Origin of the sequence: Acidiferrobacter sp. SPIII_3, from assembly GCF_003184265.1 — a bacterium.
Lineage (GTDB): Bacteria > Pseudomonadota > Gammaproteobacteria > Acidiferrobacterales > Acidiferrobacteraceae > Acidiferrobacter.
Window position 1 is genome coordinate 2336284 of the sequence record NZ_CP027663.1, and the last position, 17429, is coordinate 2353712.

General features: G+C 64.1%; 16 protein-coding genes, 1 tRNA gene and 1 pseudogene. 4 read left to right on the top strand and 14 right to left on the bottom strand.

Annotated elements, in window-relative coordinates; genetic code table 11:
• Window positions 1-94 precede the first annotated feature (94 nt).
• The 6 genes from panD to pcnB are packed head-to-tail and all read right to left on the bottom strand — an operon-like array spanning window position 95 to window position 4662.
• Window positions 95-478, bottom strand: a complete 384-nt coding sequence (gene panD / locus C4901_RS11760) for an aspartate 1-decarboxylase (RefSeq protein WP_110137493.1) — start codon at window positions 476-478, stop codon at window positions 95-97.
• Window positions 479-485: 7 nt separating this feature from the next.
• Complete coding sequence (gene panC / locus C4901_RS11765) at window positions 486-1367, bottom strand: pantoate--beta-alanine ligase (RefSeq protein WP_110137494.1); 882 nt, start codon at window positions 1365-1367, stop codon at window positions 486-488.
• A 45-nt stretch (window positions 1368-1412) separates the two neighbouring features.
• Window positions 1413-2198: a 3-methyl-2-oxobutanoate hydroxymethyltransferase gene (gene panB, locus C4901_RS11770; protein WP_370445983.1), complete on the bottom strand. Its 786-nt coding sequence runs from the start codon at window positions 2196-2198 to the stop codon at window positions 1413-1415.
• 20 nt (window positions 2199-2218) lie between these two features.
• Window positions 2219-2878: a deoxynucleoside kinase gene (locus tag C4901_RS11775; RefSeq protein WP_110138631.1), complete on the bottom strand. Its 660-nt coding sequence runs from the start codon at window positions 2876-2878 to the stop codon at window positions 2219-2221.
• Window positions 2879-2906: 28 nt separating this feature from the next.
• On the bottom strand, window positions 2907-3407 hold the full coding sequence (gene folK, locus C4901_RS11780; protein ID WP_110137496.1) for a 2-amino-4-hydroxy-6-hydroxymethyldihydropteridine diphosphokinase: 501 nt from the start codon (window positions 3405-3407) through the stop codon (window positions 2907-2909).
• On the bottom strand, window positions 3391-4662 hold the full coding sequence (pcnB, locus tag C4901_RS11785; RefSeq protein ID WP_110137497.1) for a polynucleotide adenylyltransferase PcnB: 1272 nt from the start codon (window positions 4660-4662) through the stop codon (window positions 3391-3393). Before pcnB ends, folK begins: the two co-directional genes overlap by 17 nt.
• 96 nt (window positions 4663-4758) lie before the next feature.
• Here pcnB and C4901_RS11790 point away from each other — a divergent pair.
• Both C4901_RS11790 and trxA read left to right on the top strand, forming a co-directional pair.
• A tRNA-Glu gene (locus tag C4901_RS11790) sits at window positions 4759-4834 on the top strand.
• A 67-nt stretch (window positions 4835-4901) separates the two neighbouring features.
• Window positions 4902-5765, top strand: a complete 864-nt coding sequence (trxA, locus tag C4901_RS19485; RefSeq protein WP_110137498.1) for a thioredoxin — start codon at window positions 4902-4904, stop codon at window positions 5763-5765.
• Window positions 5766-5831: 66 nt separating this feature from the next.
• Here trxA and C4901_RS11800 read toward each other — a convergent pair.
• Window positions 5832-6833, bottom strand: a pseudogene (locus C4901_RS11800) (NAD-dependent epimerase); the annotation flags it as partial.
• Window positions 6834-6861: 28 nt separating this feature from the next.
• Entirely contained in the window at window positions 6862-8142 is a 1281-nt protein-coding gene (locus C4901_RS11805; RefSeq protein WP_110138632.1) for a nucleotide sugar dehydrogenase, read from the bottom strand.
• A 190-nt stretch (window positions 8143-8332) separates the two neighbouring features.
• Here C4901_RS11805 and C4901_RS11810 point away from each other — a divergent pair, with 190 nt between their 5' ends.
• Window positions 8333-9277, top strand: coding sequence for an NAD-dependent epimerase/dehydratase family protein (locus C4901_RS11810; RefSeq protein WP_205735975.1), 945 nt, complete (start codon window positions 8333-8335; stop codon window positions 9275-9277).
• 533 nt (window positions 9278-9810) lie between these two features.
• Complete coding sequence (locus tag C4901_RS11815) at window positions 9811-10179, top strand: KGG domain-containing protein (RefSeq protein ID WP_110137500.1); 369 nt, start codon at window positions 9811-9813, stop codon at window positions 10177-10179.
• 145 nt (window positions 10180-10324) lie between these two features.
• On the opposite strand, the gene C4901_RS11820 is transcribed toward C4901_RS11815, so the two are convergent.
• The 6 genes from C4901_RS11820 to C4901_RS11840 form a co-directional block, all read right to left on the bottom strand.
• Entirely contained in the window at window positions 10325-12211 is a 1887-nt protein-coding gene (locus tag C4901_RS11820; RefSeq protein ID WP_110137501.1) for a DUF4091 domain-containing protein, read from the bottom strand.
• Between the two features lie 47 nt (window positions 12212-12258).
• Window positions 12259-13365 (bottom strand): glycosyltransferase, encoded by a 1107-nt coding sequence (locus tag C4901_RS11825; RefSeq protein ID WP_168185704.1) that lies wholly within the window; start codon window positions 13363-13365, stop codon window positions 12259-12261.
• Between the two features lie 126 nt (window positions 13366-13491).
• A complete protein-coding gene (locus C4901_RS19490) occupies window positions 13492-13824 on the bottom strand; it encodes a zinc ribbon domain-containing protein (protein ID WP_168185705.1) in 333 nt (110 codons plus the stop codon).
• 121 nt (window positions 13825-13945) lie between these two features.
• A complete protein-coding gene (locus tag C4901_RS17760; protein ID WP_168185706.1) occupies window positions 13946-15160 on the bottom strand; it encodes a glycosyltransferase family 1 protein in 1215 nt (404 codons plus the stop codon).
• The gene (locus tag C4901_RS11835; protein WP_110137504.1) at window positions 15157-16281 is read right to left on the bottom strand and encodes a glycosyltransferase family 2 protein; all 1125 of its coding nucleotides are present in this window, start codon (window positions 16279-16281) and stop codon (window positions 15157-15159) included. Before C4901_RS11835 ends, C4901_RS17760 begins: the two co-directional genes overlap by 4 nt.
• Window positions 16278-17429, bottom strand: a complete 1152-nt coding sequence (locus C4901_RS11840; protein WP_168185707.1) for a glycosyltransferase family 4 protein — start codon at window positions 17427-17429, stop codon at window positions 16278-16280. The genes C4901_RS11835 and C4901_RS11840 overlap by 4 nt, the downstream gene beginning before the upstream one ends.

The following is a 17429-nucleotide window of genomic DNA, read 5'->3' on the forward strand; positions in this document are numbered from 1 at the left end:
GCCTCGGGTCTTGCGATCCACGGCCTCTACGCCGCCCGGCATATGCCGCCTACCTCGTTTTTCTGTTCTCCCGAAGAGATCGCCGGATGACCGATCAGCCGGCCGCCTGCATGGGTATGGTGTGGCTGCTGCGCACGATGCGGTTGCCGGCATCGACATAGATGAGGCGGGGCTTCATCGCATGGGCCTCGTGCTCCTCGTAGATGCCGAAGGCGCAGATGATGATGAGGTCACCGACAGCCGCCTTGTGGGCCGCGGCGCCGTTTACCGAGATGAGGCCGGAGGCCGGCTCTCCGCGTATGGCATAGGTGCTGAAGCGCTCACCATTACGAACATTGAAGACATCGATACGCTCGTACTCGCGGATACCGGCGGCATCCAGCAAGGTCGCATCGATCGCCACCGACCCTTCGTAGTCGATCTCGACTTGGGTGACGCGCACACGGTGCAATTTGGCGTGAAGCATGGTTTTCTGCATGGGGGTATTATCCGGCTTTCGCGCATCCCTGCCAATGCCCGCCATCGCCCCGCCCGGTCCTGCGAAATTCCTGATTATCGATGAGCCGGGTACGCCCAAGACGCGCCGCGGCCAACGCCACAAGCTCGGCGTCGTCGGGAGCTGGTGGTGCAAGATCGGCGGCGCGCCGCACGGCGAGGTAGTCCGGCACGAACCCGAGCGCCACAAGGCGCCTCATCCCGGCCGCCTCGGCGTCTGCCGGCGCCATGCCGGCGGCCACCTGCGCCGTGGCCTGTGTCAAGGTCTCATAGAGACCCGGGGCGCGCGCGCGTTCGGCGGTGCTGAGATAGGTATTGCGCGTGCTGAGGGCCAAGCCATCGCGCTCGCGTACGGTATCGATACCAGTCACGGTAACCGGGAGCATCAGGTCCGCCACCATGCGTGTCACGATCCGCCACTGCTGGTAGTCCTTCTTGCCCATATAGCAGGCTCGCGGGCGCACGACACCGAGCAATCGCGCGACTACGGTCGTCACCCCCTCGAAGTGGCCGGGACGGTAGCGTCCGCACAGATCCTCGGACAGCCCCGGCACACGCACCTCAGTGTGCTGCTCGCGACCGTGCGGATAGATGGCGGCCTCGGCCGGCAGGAAGACGGCGTCGACGCCGGCCTGGGCGAGCCGTGCGCAATCGGCCTCCTCGGTGCGCGGATAGGCGGCAAAGTCCTCCTGCGGTCCGAACTGCAACGGGTTCACATAGATGCTGACCGCCACGCGCGCGTGACGGCGCGCGGCGCCAACGAGCGCCAAATGACCATCATGCAGCCCACCCATGGTCGGCACGAAGCCGATGTCATCCGGACACTGCATCCGATACTTGAGCCATTCGCCGAGCGTACGCACGACGATCATGGGTCACAGGCCGCGCCGGACGGGGCTCGGCCGCGGAGCACGGGCCTATTCACCATAGCTCTCTTCGGCGGCGGGGAAGATGCCCTGCCGCACGGCGTCGATGTAGGCGGCAAACGCCGCCGTGATACCGTCTTGCCCCGCCAGAAAATCCCGTACGAAGCGTGGGCGGCGCGCCCCCATCCCCAGGGCGTCATGCATGACCAGGATCTGGCCGTCGCATGAGGGACCAGCCCCGATGCCGATGGTCGGCACCGCCACCGCCGCGCTGATCTCGGCGGCGAGCGCCGCGGGTACTGCCTCCAGAACGAGAAGCGAGACCCCGGCATCGGCCAGCTCCTTGGCCTCGGCCAGGAGCCGCGCGCCGTGAGCGCCGCGGCCCTGCACCCGATAGCCGCCGAGGCTGTGGACGAATTGCGGGGTCAGCCCGATATGACCGCAGACCGGCACTCCGCGTGCCGCCAGATAGGCGGCGTTCGCTGCGAACGGACCGGCGCCCTCCCCTTTCACCATGTGCGCACCGGCGCGCATAAGGACCGCGGCATCGGCCAGCGCCCGATCGGCGCTCCCTTGAAAGCTCAAAAACGGGAGATCGGCCATGAGCAGGGCACGACTCACCGCGCGCGCCACGCAGCGGGTGTGGTAGGCCACGTCCTCCAAGATCACGGGGACCGTACTCTTGCGCCCCTGGACCACATTGCCGAGCGAATCGCCGACCAGGATGACGTCCATGCCGGCCTCATCCATGGCGCGCGCGAAGCTCGCGTCATAGGCGGTCATGGCGGCAATCTTACGGCCCTCCCTTTTCAGGGCGACGAGCCGTGGTATGGTCATGGCCTCGGGCGCGGGCATGGTCATGATCCGGTCCTCGACGCCAAAGGGTTGAAGAAGTGCCGGCCGCTATGAATGCTGCGAATCGACTCGATGAGTGAGACCAGATCCTCGTCGCTCTCGACAAAATTGGCCTCGGCGGCGTTGACCATGAGCAGCGGCGAGTCCTGATAGCGATGAAAGAACTCGGTGTACCCCTCGGCGAGCGCCGCCAGATAGTCACGGTCCACATGCTCATAGCCGCGACCCCGACGGCGGATCCGGTCGATCAACACATCCACGGGGGCCTGCAGGAATATCACGAGATCGGGCGTCTGGACGGGTTCGGGCATGGTCGACGTGATCTGCTCATAGAGCCGCCATTCATCATCATCTAACGTGATGCGGGCAAATACCCGGTCCTTGGCCCATAGAAAATCCGCCACAACCCCGGCGCGCAGAAAATCGCCCTGGGCGAGGTCTTCCAGCAGACGACGGCGCTGGAACAGGAAAAAAAGCTGCGTGGCCAGTGCGTAAGCCCGGCGATTCTCATAAAAGCGGGTGAGAAACGGGTTTTCCTCCGGCTCCTCGAACAGACCCTCGAGACCGAGACTTAACGACAGGCGCCGGGCGAGACTCGTCTTGCCGACCCCGATGGGCCCTTCAATGACCAGAAACGATCCCGCGGACAATGATATTGGCACCGCTGCCTGTCCCTTCACCGAAGCCCCCTCACCACTGCCTATCCAGTCGCTCCACCCGCTGATCACGTACCGCCTGTCCGAGGTCCGCCAGCGCCCCGAGCCCGGGGATCCGGAAATCCGGCATGATCTCTACCCAAGGATACAGCACAAAGGCGCGCTCCTGCAGGCGCGGATGGGGTAGACGCAAGGCCGGGTCCTCCCGGATCACACCCTCATAGTATAAGAGGTCGATGTCGATGGCGCGCGGCTCGTTGCGCACGCCGGTACGCACCCGTCCGAGCCGTTTCTCGATGGCAAAAAGCGCATCAGCCAACCCCTCGGGCGTCAGCGCCGTCTGCAACCGACAGACGGCATTCAGGTAATCCGGCTGTCGCTGCCCCCCGATGGCGGCCGTCTGATAGAGGGAGGAGGCCGCCACCAGGGTGGTCTGCGGAAGGCCGGAAAGGGCCTCGCGCGCGGCTGACAGAGTGGCGGCGGTGTCCCCGAGATTGCCGCCCAGCCCCACGATGGCATCAACCGCCGGCCGCACGCCGTCTACGCCGCTTGCGCGGACGCTTCTCGCCCTGCTGCGTGCTCAAGGCCCCCGCCATGGCCTCGCGCTCGTCGGCGGTGACCTCTTGGAAGCGCGTCCACCAGTCGAACAACGCCGCCGGCGCCTCGCCGGAGGCGGCGCGCAGCCCGAGAAAATCATAGGCTGCGCGAAATCTCTTGCTCTCCAGAAAGCGGAAGGCATGGCGCCCGGCGCGCCGTTCGAAGCGTGATTGCAAGCCCCATATCTCGCGCATCGGCACGCTAAAGCGCTTGGGGATCATAATGACCCGCAACTGTTCGCGCAGCACATGCTCGGCGGCCCGCGTCCACGCCTCGACCGGGATCGCACCCTCGGCAATGCTGTGCATGGCCTCTTCGCGCACACCTTCCCAAAGCAGCGCCGCAAACAGGAAGGCCGGGGTCACGGGTTTGCCCTCGGACAGGCGCTGATCGCTATTGGCAAGCGCCCGCCCGAGCAACGAGTCGCGATCGGCATGCGGACCCAGGATCGCCGCCACCCCCGGGAACAACACCTCGAACAGCCGGTGCTCGCACAGCGTCTCGTAAGTCGCGGCGGCATTACCGGTGTGAAAGAGCTTCAGCACCTCCTCAAAGAGCCGCGCCGGCGCGACGCCCTGCAAAAGCGGTCCCAGGGCCGGCAGCAACCGGCGCCCGTCCTCGGTCAACTGGAGGCGCAATTTGGCGGCAAAGCGCACGGCGCGCAACATGCGCACCGGGTCCTCCCGAAACCGCGCCTCCGGGTCGCCTATGACACGCAGCCTGGCATGCGTCAGGTCATGAAGACCGTTGACGTAATCCGTGATGAGACCCTCATCGGGATCGTAATAGAGGGCGTTGACCGTGAAGTCGCGGCGGAAGGCGTCCTCCTCCAGGGTGCCGAAGACATTGCCGTTGTCGTCCTCCGAGTCCGCGGAAGGCGCGGCGCGATACGTGGCGACCTCGATGATCTCGCGCCCGAAATGGACATGCGCCAGCCGGAAGCGCCGGCCGATCAGGCGCGCGTTGCGGAACACCTGACGAATCTCCTCGGGCCGCGCCTGGGTCACGACGTCGAAATCCTTGGGCTCCTGGCCCAGGATGAGGTCGCGCACGCAACCCCCGACCAGATAAGCGGTATAACCCGCGTCCTTCAGCCGCTCTATGACCTGACGGGCCTGCGGACTGATCCTCCCCGGTATCAAGCCGTAGGATGTGGCATCCACAATCCCCGGCGCCTTACTGATGTCTGTCAAAGGAAAAAGAACCCTCCCGAGCCCAAGTTTGTTTCAATTTGCAGAGAGCCTTGTATAATAGCACCGCTTCGCCGCGGCCAAGAATCGTCGCGCACCGCTCCCTTCGTCTAGTGGCCTAGGACGCTGGCCTCTCACGCCGGTAACAGGGGTTCGAATCCCCTAGGGAGCGCCATTTCCCCCGCTTGATATTCGCTCGATGTGACCGCACATCACCCGAGTACCGAATCAAAGGGGGATCCATGGCCACGTCGCCTTACACGACCGACGTCACCGAGAGCAGCTTCGATCATGCCGTCCTCGCCCGCTCGCGCGAGGCGCCGGTACTGGTTGACTTCTGGGCGGCATGGTGCGGGCCCTGCCGGTCCCTCATGCCGATCCTCGCCAAACTGGCTGAAGAGTACCAGGGCCGGTTTTTTCTTGCCAAGGTCAACAGCGACGAACAGCAAGGTCTGGCGACCCGCTTCGGCGTGCGCAGCCTGCCGACCGTGAAGCTCTTCAAGCAGGGCGCAGAGGTCGCCCAATTCGTGGGGGCGCAGCCGGAACGGATGATTCGCGAGTTGCTCGATACCCATATCGACAGGCCTTCGGATGCCTTGTTAAGTGCGGCCCTCGACCAGGAAGCCGCGGGCGACCGCGCCGGCGCCCTTGCTCGGCTTGAGGCCGCGCACGAGACGGATCCGGGAAACGACCGGCTGACCGCCCATCTCGGGCGGCTCTTATGCGAGCAGGGCCGGGTCGCCGAAAGCGAGGCGGTGCTAAAAGGTCTGTCGGCACGCGCCCTGGGAGACGCCGAGATCGGCGCGGTGATGGCGCGGCTCGAGTTCGTGCGCATGGCCGCCGGCGCCCCGCCCCTTGCCGATCTCGAGCGGACTGTCGGCACGCACCCTGAGGACTTGCGCGCGCGGCTGGCCCTCGGGGCGCGTTACCTCCTCGCCGGTCGCCATGAGGAGGCCCTGGAGCAGTGGCTTACGATCGTGCGAACCGATCGGCACTTTGGCGACGATGCCGGCCGCCGGGCGCTGCTCGCGGCCTTCACGCTGCTCGGCGGCAAGGGCGATCTCGTGCGCCGCTACCGCGGCCTGCTCGCCGCCACCATTACCTAACCCGCACCTACGGCCCGGCACGCGGCCGACCCGCCGGCCGCCCGCCCCGCCGGCCGCGTGCCCGCCCTTGTAATAGCCGACATACCACTCCACGAACCGGTCGATACCGGTCTCCACGGAGGTCGCGGGCTTGAAGCCGAGATCGGAGGCCAGATCGTCGACATTGGCAACCGTCGAGGGGACATCCCCCGGCTGCATGGGTAACATCTCAAGCCGGGCCTTGCGGCCGAGCCGCTCCTCGAGCACGTGGATATAATGCATGAGCTCGACCGGTTGGTTGTTTCCAATGTTATAGAGACGAAACGGGGCGTCACTCGTTGCCGGATCCGGCGCGGCCGGCGACCAGCCGTCGGCCGGTCGCGCCGGGCGGTCGATCACGCGCACCACCCCTTCCACGATGTCGTCGATGTAGGTGAAGTCGCGCACCATGCGCCCATGATTGAAGACCTTGATGGGAGTGCCCTCCAAGATCCCCTTGGTGAACAAAAACAATGCCATGTCCGGACGCCCCCACGGCCCATAGACCGTAAAGAACCGCAGGCCCGTGCACGGCAGACGGAACAGGTGGGCATAGCTGTGCGCCATGAGTTCATTGGCGCGCTTGCTGGCCGCATACAAGGAGACCGGGTGGGCGACGCCATCGTGTTCGGAAAACGGCTGCCGGCTGTTGGACCCATACACGGAACTCGAGGAGGCATACACGAAATGCCCGACCCCGCCGTGGCGGGCGCCCTCGAGGAGGTTCACGAACCCCACGATATTGGCGTCGACATAGGCATGCGGATCCTTCAAGGAATGCCGCACGCCGGCCTGCGCCGCGAGATTCATGACGGCATCGTAATGGCCGGTCGCAAACAGCTCGGCCACGGCCTTGCGGTCGGCTATATCCAGATGGCGAAAAGTAAACCCCGGCTGGGCCTCGAGACGCATAAGCCGCGCCTTCTTAAGCTCCACCGAGTAGTAATCGTTCAGGTTGTCGACCCCGGTCACGGTATCCCCGCGCGCGAGCAACTTGTGGGCGAGCGTCGAGCCGATGAACCCGGCCGCCCCGGTAATCAAAATATGCATATCACCGTCCTTGCGTCCTACCGCACCATTATAGCCGCCAGACCGAAAGCCCGCATGCCGAAAGTGCCGCGGCGTCGAATCGCGCCTTCACGTCGGCGAACACCCCCCCGGACCTGACCTTGGCGGCCAGGGTTTCCACGTCCCGGGTCAAGAAATCCGTGTGCGCCACGGCCACCACCATGGCATCTGCAACCGGCAACTCCTCCCATGGCAGCAGCGTAATGCCATACTCCTCGCGGGCCGCGTCCTGCGCCGGCACCGGATCATGCACGAACACCTCGGCGCCATATGAGCGCAACTCGCCAATGAGATCCATGACCCGCGAGTTACGCAGGTCCGGACAATTCTCCTTGAACGTGAGCCCCAACACATTGACGCGCGCCCCTTTTACCGAGCTCCCCGCGCGGATCATCTGCTTGACCGTCTGCTCGGCGACATACTGGCCCATGCCGTCATTGATACGCCGGCCGGCCAGGATCACCTGCGGATGGTACCCGAGTTTATCGGCCTTGTAGGTCAGATAATAGGGATCGACGCCGATACAGTGGCCGCCCACGAGACCGGGACGAAACGGCAGAAAATTCCATTTGGTGCCGGCTGCCGCCAACACCTCGCCGGTATCGAGATCCAGCTTGTGAAACAGGATCGACAACTCATTCATGAGCGCGATATTGAGGTCGCGCTGCGTGTTCTCGATCACCTTCGCGGCCTCTGCGACCTTGATCGACGACGCCCGATAGATGCCGGCCTCGATGATCGATCCATAGAGCGCCGCGACCTTCTCAAGGGTCTCGGCATCATCGCCGGCCACGATTTTCATGATGCGCGCCAGGGTATGTTCCTTGTCCCCCGGATTGATGCGCTCCGGCGAATATCCGACATGGAAGTCCCGCCCGCAGACGAGTCCCGAGCGCTGCTCGAGAATGGGCACACAGATCTCCTCGGTGGCCCCCGGGTACACCGTGGACTCATATACGACCACGGTGCCGCGCTTCAAATGTTCGCCGACCGTGCGACTGGAGCGGACGAGCGGTCCAAAGTCCGGCTGGTGCGCGGCGTCTATGGGCGTCGGTACCGCCACGACCACGTAATCGGCCTCGGCGATCGCCGCGGGATCCGTTGTCACCGCAAGCTGACGGGCCGCGCGCAATTCATCGCTCGTGACCTCTCCCGTCGGGTCGCAAAAATGCCGATAGCTGTCGACCTTCCCTTCGTCAAGATCGAAGCCTATGGTACGCCACTTCCTGCCGAAGGCCACTGCCAAGGGCAGCCCCACATAGCCCAATCCCACCACTGCTACTGTGCTCATCATGCGTCCCTGTTCATCCATGAACCTTCCCGGCCTGCCATTTCAATGGCCAACCGCTTCAGGCCGCCACGCTACTGGCCTTGGATACCGGCAGCAATAAGCCGAAAGCAGGATACCGCGCACGGCAACCGGTCCCCACCATGAGAGCGTCTTCCCACAGCTCGGCCGCAGGGCCATGAACGGTGCACGTATGAAAGTCTTGATCACCGGTGGTGCTGGTTTTATCGGTTCCCACCTCGCCGACCGTCTCGTGATCGACGGGCACACGGTGACGCTTTTCGACAACCTCTCGACCGGAAAACGCGACAACCTGCAAGGGCCGGCCAGCGCGGCACGCCTCGTGATCGCCGACGTACGCGACCGCGAGGCGCTCATGCGCGCGGCCCACGGCATGGACGCCCTCGTGCACCTTGCGGCGGTGGCGTCGGTCCAGGCGAGCATGCACGACCCGCTCGCCACCCATGCCACCAATTTCGGCGGCACCCTGAACACCCTGCTGGCCGCCAGCGCCTGCCAGGTACCGCGCGTACTGTATGCAAGCTCGGCCGCGGTCTACGGCGATGCCGCGCCCGCCCCGGTCCCCGAGAACGCGCCTTTGGCGCCGCTTTCTCCCTACGCCGCGGACAAACTCGCCGGCGAACATTACCTCGCGTACTTCGCGCGCACGCGGGGCGTCAATGCCACGAGCTTTCGCTTCTTCAACATCTATGGCCCTCGCCAGGATGCCAGCTCCCCATACTCGGGCGTCATCAGCCTGTATGCCCGATGCCTGGCTACGGGCGCGCCCTGTGTCGTCTATGGCGACGGTCGCCAGACCCGCGACTTCGTCTACATCGACGATCTGGTCGAGGTATTGGCGCGCGCATTGGCCCGCGATGATCTGTCATGCACGGTCATGAACGTCGGGACCGGCATCGAACAAGACCTGCTCGCCCTCATAAACGCCTTCGAGACGCTCGCCGGCCGGCCTATCGTATGCGACTTCAGGCCCGCGCGCGCGGGAGACGTTCGCCGCTCCCTTGCCGATGTCACCAGGCTGCGGGCGACATTCGGTTATGTCCCTCAAACCCTTCTGTCCGCAGGCCTTACACACCTCTTGCACGACCGCGCACCGCTTGCGCGCTGCGCCACTTGAGCCACCCCTTGCGGCGCCACCGGCCGCCGCCGGCATCCCTCTCAAGCGTCCGGCGGGCGACGCGTGCCTTGGCTTTAGGCCATCGCCCGCCACTCCGACTTTGGTCCGATGCCTTAGGCTTTCAGTTTTCCTAATAATGGCGCTTCCGCTCGTCCTCCTCCCTGAGCGGCGCCTTAAACCTTTTAAGGCCTTTGCAGCCTCCGGCTTTCCCCCCTAGTCCGGAGGTTTTTTTTCGCCTGCCGCCAGCCGAGATCTACCCATGTCGCCGTGCCTCGCAACCCGCGCCGTGGGATTTCCGTCACACCAATGATCTGTCATGGGTCTCTTTATTTCGATCATATTCGTTATGATGTTGCGATTCGTAGTGTTTCCACACCATTAATTTGTGGTTTTTGGTCCCACGAATCACACAATATCGGGCCTTTGTCCGATGACGGACTAAAGTGCATCTCCTAGACTGCCCCCAATGTCGTGCACCTCCAGCCGGGGGTGCGTTCTTGAGCATTTCTTCATACGAAAAGGAGACAGGATTCATGCCGAATGAGCGCAAAAGCAAGCGCGGTTTCGCGGCGATGGACGCTAACAAGCAGCGCGAGATCGCCAGCAAAGGCGGAAAGGCTGCGCACGAAAAGGGTACGGCTCACGAATTCACACCCGAGGAGGCACGCGAGGCGGGGCGCAAAGGTGGCGAGGCCGTGAGCCAAAATCGCGAACACATGGCGGCCATAGGGCGCAAGGGCGGAGAAAGCTCCCATGGAGGATGGGAGAGCCGGCCCCGGCAAGGCGGCGAAGCGTATTCTGAGGGCCATAAGAGCGAGCCGCAGGTGAAGCGCGGTGAAGGCGAGGGAACGGAGACGACGGAAACGCACCACGGTGGATCCAAAAGCGGAAAGTCCTCGTAAGGCCCGCGCGCGGCCTTAGAGGCCGCGCCGAGTTTTGCCTCTCTGCTCGCAATCCCGCCCGAATCGAAACTCTTACACCTTTCGCCACACCACCCGAAATAGACACATCCGTCCGGGTCTTCTCTTTGAGAACGGTGTTTTCCGATCAGCCATGGGGCCCGCCTTTCAGGCGCCGCTCGATCATCATGGCAAGCCGCCATTTAAGCGCGCGCAGCACCCTCGGACTCTTGGTCCAACTGTGGGTGGATCGAATCGCGGGGTCTATGACGCGCAATACCGCCCGCCGCCCATAAAGGCGCGAGGCCATGTGCAGGTATTCGTAGTCCTGGTACCCGGCCCGTATCATCATGAGGCGTATGCTCTGTATGGGAATGTCGCGCTTGCCGCCGATGACTGATGGCAGCCCGGGGTAGAAAAGCGTGCCGTCACCGTTTCCCCCGAAATGGTACTGGTCCTTCCAGGGGTTCTTGCGGCCCATACTGAAACCGATGTCCGTGTCATAGTACAACTCGCCCTGCATTTTGTACTTCCAGGTGAGCCACGGCATGATGCGATTGTAGATGGCGGGCTGGTCTATCATGTAGCTCGGCCATCCGAGACTGCTGCGCCCGCCCACGACCCAGCACCCGTGGCTCATGCATGACTGGTACCACCAGAGCTTCAGGTGGTAGCGCTTGGCTTCGCGCCCAAGCATGGGCCGCTTGTTCACATCGTTAAGTCCGTCCACATCGTTTATGACAGGACATAGGATGCCGAAATCCTTGAGGTTGAGCCTGTGCACATGAATAGTGGTGACCATGGGTAGGATGGCGTGCGTGGCGCGACGGATGATCGCCGCGCGCCGATCGGCGAGCGCGAACTGCGCCGGCGTGTGCGGCTCATCAACCCCCAGCGCATACAGGCCGACATGCCAGTGCTCGTGCCGGAAATGGCGTACCCATGCCCGAAAATAGGCGACCTGCTCGCGCGGCGGCATCTTGTGATAGAACACATGGGTCAACCAGCGGACGTCGGTCATGCGCCAGCGGGCGCCATGGGCGGCCTTGCACCCGGTCATGAACGGCCGCACCTCCTTGTCGTATTCATGCCAATTCAAAGTGAGCCGGCCGTGCGCCCAGTGCATGGGTGCCGGTATGCCGGAGCCCCCACCCAGGGCGATGCGATCCTTGAGCGCCGCGATGTTGAAAAGCTGGGTCAGATGCATGAGCTGGGCGTTCGACAGTCGCCCATAATGGCCGCGGAACACGAGCGACAGTGGCGCACCGTCGAAACCGAAACTCGATGGCAGAGAGGACGTCGCGGGGATGGCAAAAGGCAGGACCCGCAAGCGCACGCGCAGCACGCGCACCTGAACGCGCCCGTGGGCACGGATCATGACCGCGACCGTGCCCCGGTAGCGGCCGGCGCTCACGGTGCGCGGCACATAGATCTCGATCCAGAAAGACTGCGTGAACCGCGCCGGTACGGCCCACGGCAGGGCGTTGCGCCGTTCATGGTAATAGTTGTCGACCGTCGGGATCAGGGCATCGGGCCATAGACCCACGGGGGCCACGACATTGGTGGGATGCACGGTCCTTATGAAGGCCTCACGATAAACCGTCATCTGCCAGCGACCGATCGCCGAGGCATGATCCTCGAGCGCGGTCGGCACGATACGCAGTACCCGCAGCGGGTGGTCGGCCCTGACCGAGATCTGCAAGGCGGCGTATTCGCCATGGGCCGCGAACAGGTGAATCACCGATCGCGCCCGCGCCGGGGTGTTGGGACGGATTTTGTGCGTGCTGTGCGAGAGCCACACGGACAAATGGGCGTGGGCGGCAACTGCCCACGAGAGGCAACCGGCGAGCGCCGCGGCCCTCACGAGACCGGCGCGGACAAATGCGCGCGCAGGCCCCTGACCGCCACGAGTCGTGCCCGCGACACGATGGTGTGCGCGCAGCCGCGATCGATACTTGTATTGGGTAACGGTATTCACCACGCCCGGGATCCCGTCCTGCCCGTAAGGCCGTGCAAACTTTGATCGATCTTCCATGACTTCCCTCTCCACGCTGTCCAGCCGCCGTCTGCGATCAGGCGGTCTTATACGACCTTTTTTCTGGTTCGTATTCCGAGTTCCGCGGCATACGAGCGGCTCGTCCCCGATATCGTGTACCGCGCCCGGACGATCTCGCGCGCGGCCTCCCCGAGCGCCCGGCGCCGGATACCGTCGCCGGCAAGCGTGGCGAGCGCATCGGCCATGGCCACGGCATCCCCCGGTGGAACCAGGATCCCGGTACACCCGTCATCTATGATCTCGGGGATCGCGGTAATGCGGGTCGCGACGACCGGCAAGGCGGTGGCCATAGCCTCCAGGACCGCGATCGGCAGGCCTTCATGGCGTGAACTCAAGACGTAAATGTCAAGATCGCGCAAGAAGGCCGGGACGTTATCGCAGGACCCGCGAAAACTTACGAGGCCGCGCAGGCCCAGCGCCTGGGCACGCTCCTTCAGGTCTGCAGCCAACGGTCCGTCGCCGGCGATCTCGGCGAAAAAACGCACGTTTCTGGCCTTCAAGAGGGCGAGCGCCGCCAGCAAGGTCGGGTAATCCTTTTCCGCAACCAGACGGCCCACTGCGCCGATGCGCACCACAGGACAAAACTCCGCGCGCGGCGCGCCTGGCTTGTAGCGATCGATGTCCACGCCATTATAGATGGTGAGCAGGCGCTCCCGGGGAACACCGAGGGTCGTGAAAAACTCGGCGAGATTACGCGATACGCAGGTAAAGCGCGTCACCAGACGACTCACGACCGGGAGCAGACGTTGCATCCATCGGGTGCGCGCGATCGTATAGGCGGAATGCTCGGTATAAACGATGTTGAAGCAACCCGCCAGATAGGCGGGCACGAGCACGTTGACAAGCGACCCGAGATGATGCACGTGGATGGCCCGCGGCCTTGTCCGACAGAAATACCGTGCCGCGCGCAACCAGCGGCCGAAGAGCCTATGGCCGCCGATATCGAGCAGATCGTAGGGTATGCCGGCCTCTTCAAAGACCTTGATCAAGGCCCCCGAGCGTTCGTAGAGGCAGCAAATGCGCGTCTTGATACCACCGGCCTGCCACTCCTTGCAAAGATTGAAGGCCAGCATCTCAGACCCCCCCACCAGGGGCGCGTAAATCACCTCCACCACGACGTCCTGTCGCTTCATAGACTCCTCACTTGACATCCTCCCCTGCCTGAAGGCTGGAGATTCCCACGCCTCGCGGTGGCAATTCCCGTTTCATTGTCCGTCGCTCCCTGGTTTCCCTTGGGGCTTGCACGAACTCCGCGGGCTTTACGGTTCCGCCAGTCCAGAGGCGCTTTTCTCGTGTGGCCGCGACAACTCCGCGCCCGAGAGAATGGCCCTCCCGGCCTCGCGCATGTTGATGGCGGCGTTGACGTCCCGGTCGCGTTCCCTGGCGCATGCCGGGCACATCCCGATGCACGTCGACAGGCCAAGCGACGGCGGAATGCATCCGCAGCACGAACATCGTTTGCGACCTTGGTAGCACCGGTCGACCCGGACAAATGTCCGTCCATACCCACGGGCTTTGTACCCCAACTGACGAACGATCTCCGACCGGCCGACATCGTGAATGGTCTTCGCCACACCGTGGTTCTTGACCATCCGCGATCTCTTCCCCGGAGGCCTGCAAGCGCGGCCTTGTAGCGCCCGGCTGTGGCCCCGCGGGATCCGGGCCCCGCGATTTTCCCGGGATCGATGACATCGTGATACCAAAGAACCATCGTCATAAGCCGACCCCTGGGCGCGCACCAGCCACGCGGCCCACAGTGGAATGGTTGGGACGTGGTTCCCACAGAAGGTCCTCGCAAAGCCCCATGAAATCCCGTGCGCGGGTCTCCCAGGATTGGGCCGCTGCATACGCCCGGCGCCGGTCCTTGTCCGCGGGATCGAACGGGTAGCGGGAAATAACCGCCTCGAGGGCCGCCAGATATTGCTCGTGGCCGCGCGCGCGGTGCACATGTTGCTCATGCGCCGCGAGCTCCGGGATCGGGACCGACACGACCTCCTGGCCCAAGGCCAGATATTCGAGCAGCTTCAAGGGATTCACGCTGGCCACATGTTCGTCGTCGCGGTAGACCACAAGGCCCACGTCGAACACCTGTATGACCGACGGCAGGTCGGCATAGGCCACGGGTCCGACGGCGTGGACATTGGGCAGGCGCTTTAGTGGCGCGATATCCACCTCCTCCTTGCCCACCAGCACCACGGAGGCCTTGGAAAACCGCCGCGCGATCTTTTCCAGGAGATCGATATCGACACGCGCCCCGATGATGCCCTGAAACCCTATGATCGGACGCGGCAGGGCTGACAGCGTCGCTGGCGGGGGACCCGGATTTTGGAAATGGGCGACATCAACCCCTTGCGGCATGTGGATCGGCCGCCTGCCTTGCCAGGTCTTGCTGTCTACGAGCGCCTGCGCCGTGACCACCGTGGCATCCGCGCGCGCCAACATCAGCCGTTCACAGACCTCTATCAGACGCGCATCCGAATCGTGCATGCGCGCGTAGTCATCCATGCAGAAATAGATGGTGGCATCGGGCCGAAGGCTGTTGGCGAGCGCCACGGCCGCTGGGTTGGTGGCCACCAGTACCGTCTTGTGCCCGGCAAAGCGCGCCAACAGGGGTCGCAGCTGGCGCGCAATGAGCCATCCGTTGACCGATCGCACCGACGGCAGCCGGTGATAGGGGATGGCGCGTGGATGGACGACCAGCGGGCCGTCCTGCTCGTGGCGCGGCGTCGGGGCTAGCGACGCCCATCCCTTATGGACGGCACGCACGATATCGCGACGCGACAGGCGTGGACTGCGTTGCGCGATGCTATTGATCCAGATCACCGGATGGTTGCGGACCACGACCCCGATGATATGGGAGAGGCTCGATGGGTGGCGCCCCCAATCCGGGCCTGCCGCCACCAACAGATAACGGCGCAATGCACTCACTTGACCTTCTCCCAGCGCACCGATAATCGCCCCGCGAGATAATAGTACGATCCGGCGACCGCGGCCCAATTCAAGAGGCAGAAGGCATACGGGATATTGAGCCATGGGCGCTTCGAGCGCTGCACGAACACCGCAGTCAGGGCGAGCCCGTAGAACAGGGCTTGGGCCGCAAGTACGGTGGGGCGCAGGGGCCATGACAGACCGAAGGTACCCACCAGCATGAACACGAGCGCATAAGGAACCAGCAGGCGAAATACCTTGTGCGACCAGAACTGCCAGGCGATCGGGCTTTGCGGCAATAAGAGGCGCCAATAGCGGGCGATGATCTGGTAGTTTCCGGCAAGCGTCCGGCGCTTGCGCACGAACTCGTGACGACCACCCTGGGTGGCGCGCTCGAAGGCAAAGGCACGCCGCTCATAGCCGACCCGGTAGCCCTGCCTTATGACCTCGAGCGGGATCGCAAGATCGTCCAGTATGGTATCGGCCGGCATCGGCTGAAACAGCGAACGGCGAATGGCATATACCGGTCCCGTCACCCCGACCACCGATCCCACAACCGCCTCCAGGGCGCGAATCGCCTTTTCATAGCGCCAATAGGCGCCAAGGCTGCGGCTAAATCCGGTGTGCAAAGCCACGAGTCCGAGTTCGCCGGAGACCGCCCCCATGGCCGGATCGGCAAAGCGCGCCACCAACCGCGGCACCGTGTCCTCGTCGAACATCTCCCCCGCATCGGTCATGATGACGACAGGCTCACGAACCAGACTCATGGCATAGTTGACAGTCGCCATCTTGCCGGACCGTACGCTCCTGCCAATCACGGTAAGTCTGGGGTCGGACACCGAGCGGGCGGCGGCCAATGTGGCGTCCGATGAACCATCGGATACCACCAGCACGCGCAGTCGTTCGCGCGGATAATGCGAGGCCAGCACGGTACGCAGCTTGTCGGCGATCACCGACTGCTCGTTATAGGCGGGGATCACGACCGCGACCTCGGGAAGCGCCGAACCCCAATGATAGACGGGGCCAGGTCGACGCAGCCGCGCCCACACCCATAAAAGAGTCGGGTAGCCCACATAGGTATATGCGGTGAACGCAAACGCCACCCAGAACATCGCGCTCATACCGCCTCCAGGACGCGGCTGTAGAGGTTCTCGAAACGCTCGACACGCCGCTCCGGGGAGAAGCGCGGGTAGAGCGCCTCAGCGGCCTTGCGGCCCATGCGGACAGCCTTATCCGGATCACCCATGACCGAGGCCATGGCGCGCGCAAGCGCGATGGGGTCGCCGGGGCGCACCAGCAGGCCGGACACACCGTGGACCAGCATCTCGGGCACCGCGCCCACCGCGGTCGAGACGATCGGCAATCGCCATTGCATCGCCTCAAGGATGACATTGGGCATGCCTTCGCGATAAGACGGCAACACGAGCATATCGATATTGGCATAGATATCGTCGGTACGCGCGACATGCCCCAACAAGCGCACACAGCCGGCCACACCCTCGCTCTGGGCCTTCTCCTGCAGCACGTCCCGGTCCGGCCCGTCGCCGGCCACTATGAGGGTGAAGCGTGCCCCCTGGCGTACCAGGCGGCCCGCCGCCTCCAGCAGCAGCAACTGGCCCTTCTCGCGACTCAGGCGGCCGATACAACCGATCACCCAGCCCCTTGTCTGCCAGACCTGGCGCAGTGTCCGCCGCGCCACCAGGGCCTCCCGGGGGCGCTCGACGGCATTCTCGATGATCGCAAGCTTGGCCCTGTGACGGGGCCGCAGCATGCGGTCGGCGAGCTCGCGCGACACCGACACGATGATGTCCGCGCGCTTTGTCAGCGCGCGGTCCAGGCGATGGTACAGTCTCACCTTCAAATTCTCCTCGGTGGTTCCATGCATGAACGCAATCCAGGGGCGGCCCGACAGACGCTTTACCGCCAACCCGAATACCGCCTCCTTATATCCATGGGTCTGTATGATTGCGCCCGGCGGGTCGAGGAGCTCACGCAATACAGAGAGCGGTCGCAAGTCCCAGTGATGGCGTTGGCGCAGGATGGTGACCGGGATGCCGCGCTCGCGGGCGGCGGTGATGAACGGCGATTCCGTCTCCTTGGCATCAGCAAAGGTGCACAGCACGACCTCGAACCGACCACGGCGGTGCAGCTCCGGTATCACCTGCAAAAGCCCCTTGGCGGGGCCACCCACGATGCGCGTCGATATCAGGACCACGACGCGTGGCACCGTGCCGATACGGGGATAACGCGTAAGAGTCGAGACCTGCAT

What these genes read in the sequence shown, in the direction of transcription:
- panC (WP_110137494.1), bottom strand. Translation starts at nt 1,367, where the DNA reads ATGATCGTCGTGCGTACGCTCGGCGAATGGCTCAAGTATCGGATGCAG.
- C4901_RS11825 (WP_168185704.1), bottom strand. Translation starts at nt 13,365, where the DNA reads ATGAAGCGACAGGACGTCGTGGTGGAGGTGATTTACGCGCCCCTGGTG.
- C4901_RS11835 (WP_110137504.1), bottom strand. Translation starts at nt 16,281, where the DNA reads ATGAGCGCGATGTTCTGGGTGGCGTTTGCGTTCACCGCATATACCTAT.
- trxA (WP_110137498.1), top strand. Translation starts at nt 4,902, where the DNA reads ATGGCCACGTCGCCTTACACGACCGACGTCACCGAGAGCAGCTTCGAT.
- C4901_RS11810 (WP_205735975.1), top strand. Translation starts at nt 8,333, where the DNA reads ATGAAAGTCTTGATCACCGGTGGTGCTGGTTTTATCGGTTCCCACCTC.
- C4901_RS11840 (WP_168185707.1), bottom strand. Translation starts at nt 17,429, where the DNA reads ATGCAGGTCTCGACTCTTACGCGTTATCCCCGTATCGGCACGGTGCCA.
- C4901_RS11820 (WP_110137501.1), bottom strand. Translation starts at nt 12,211, where the DNA reads ATGGAAGATCGATCAAAGTTTGCACGGCCTTACGGGCAGGACGGGATC.
- panD (WP_110137493.1), bottom strand. Translation starts at nt 478, where the DNA reads ATGCAGAAAACCATGCTTCACGCCAAATTGCACCGTGTGCGCGTCACC.
- C4901_RS11805 (WP_110138632.1), bottom strand. Translation starts at nt 8,142, where the DNA reads ATGAGCACAGTAGCAGTGGTGGGATTGGGCTATGTGGGGCTGCCCTTG.
- C4901_RS11815 (WP_110137500.1), top strand. Translation starts at nt 9,811, where the DNA reads ATGCCGAATGAGCGCAAAAGCAAGCGCGGTTTCGCGGCGATGGACGCT.
- C4901_RS19490 (WP_168185705.1), bottom strand. Translation starts at nt 13,824, where the DNA reads ATGGTCAAGAACCACGGTGTGGCGAAGACCATTCACGATGTCGGCCGG.
- panB (WP_370445983.1), bottom strand. Translation starts at nt 2,198, where the DNA reads ATGACCATACCACGGCTCGTCGCCCTGAAAAGGGAGGGCCGTAAGATT.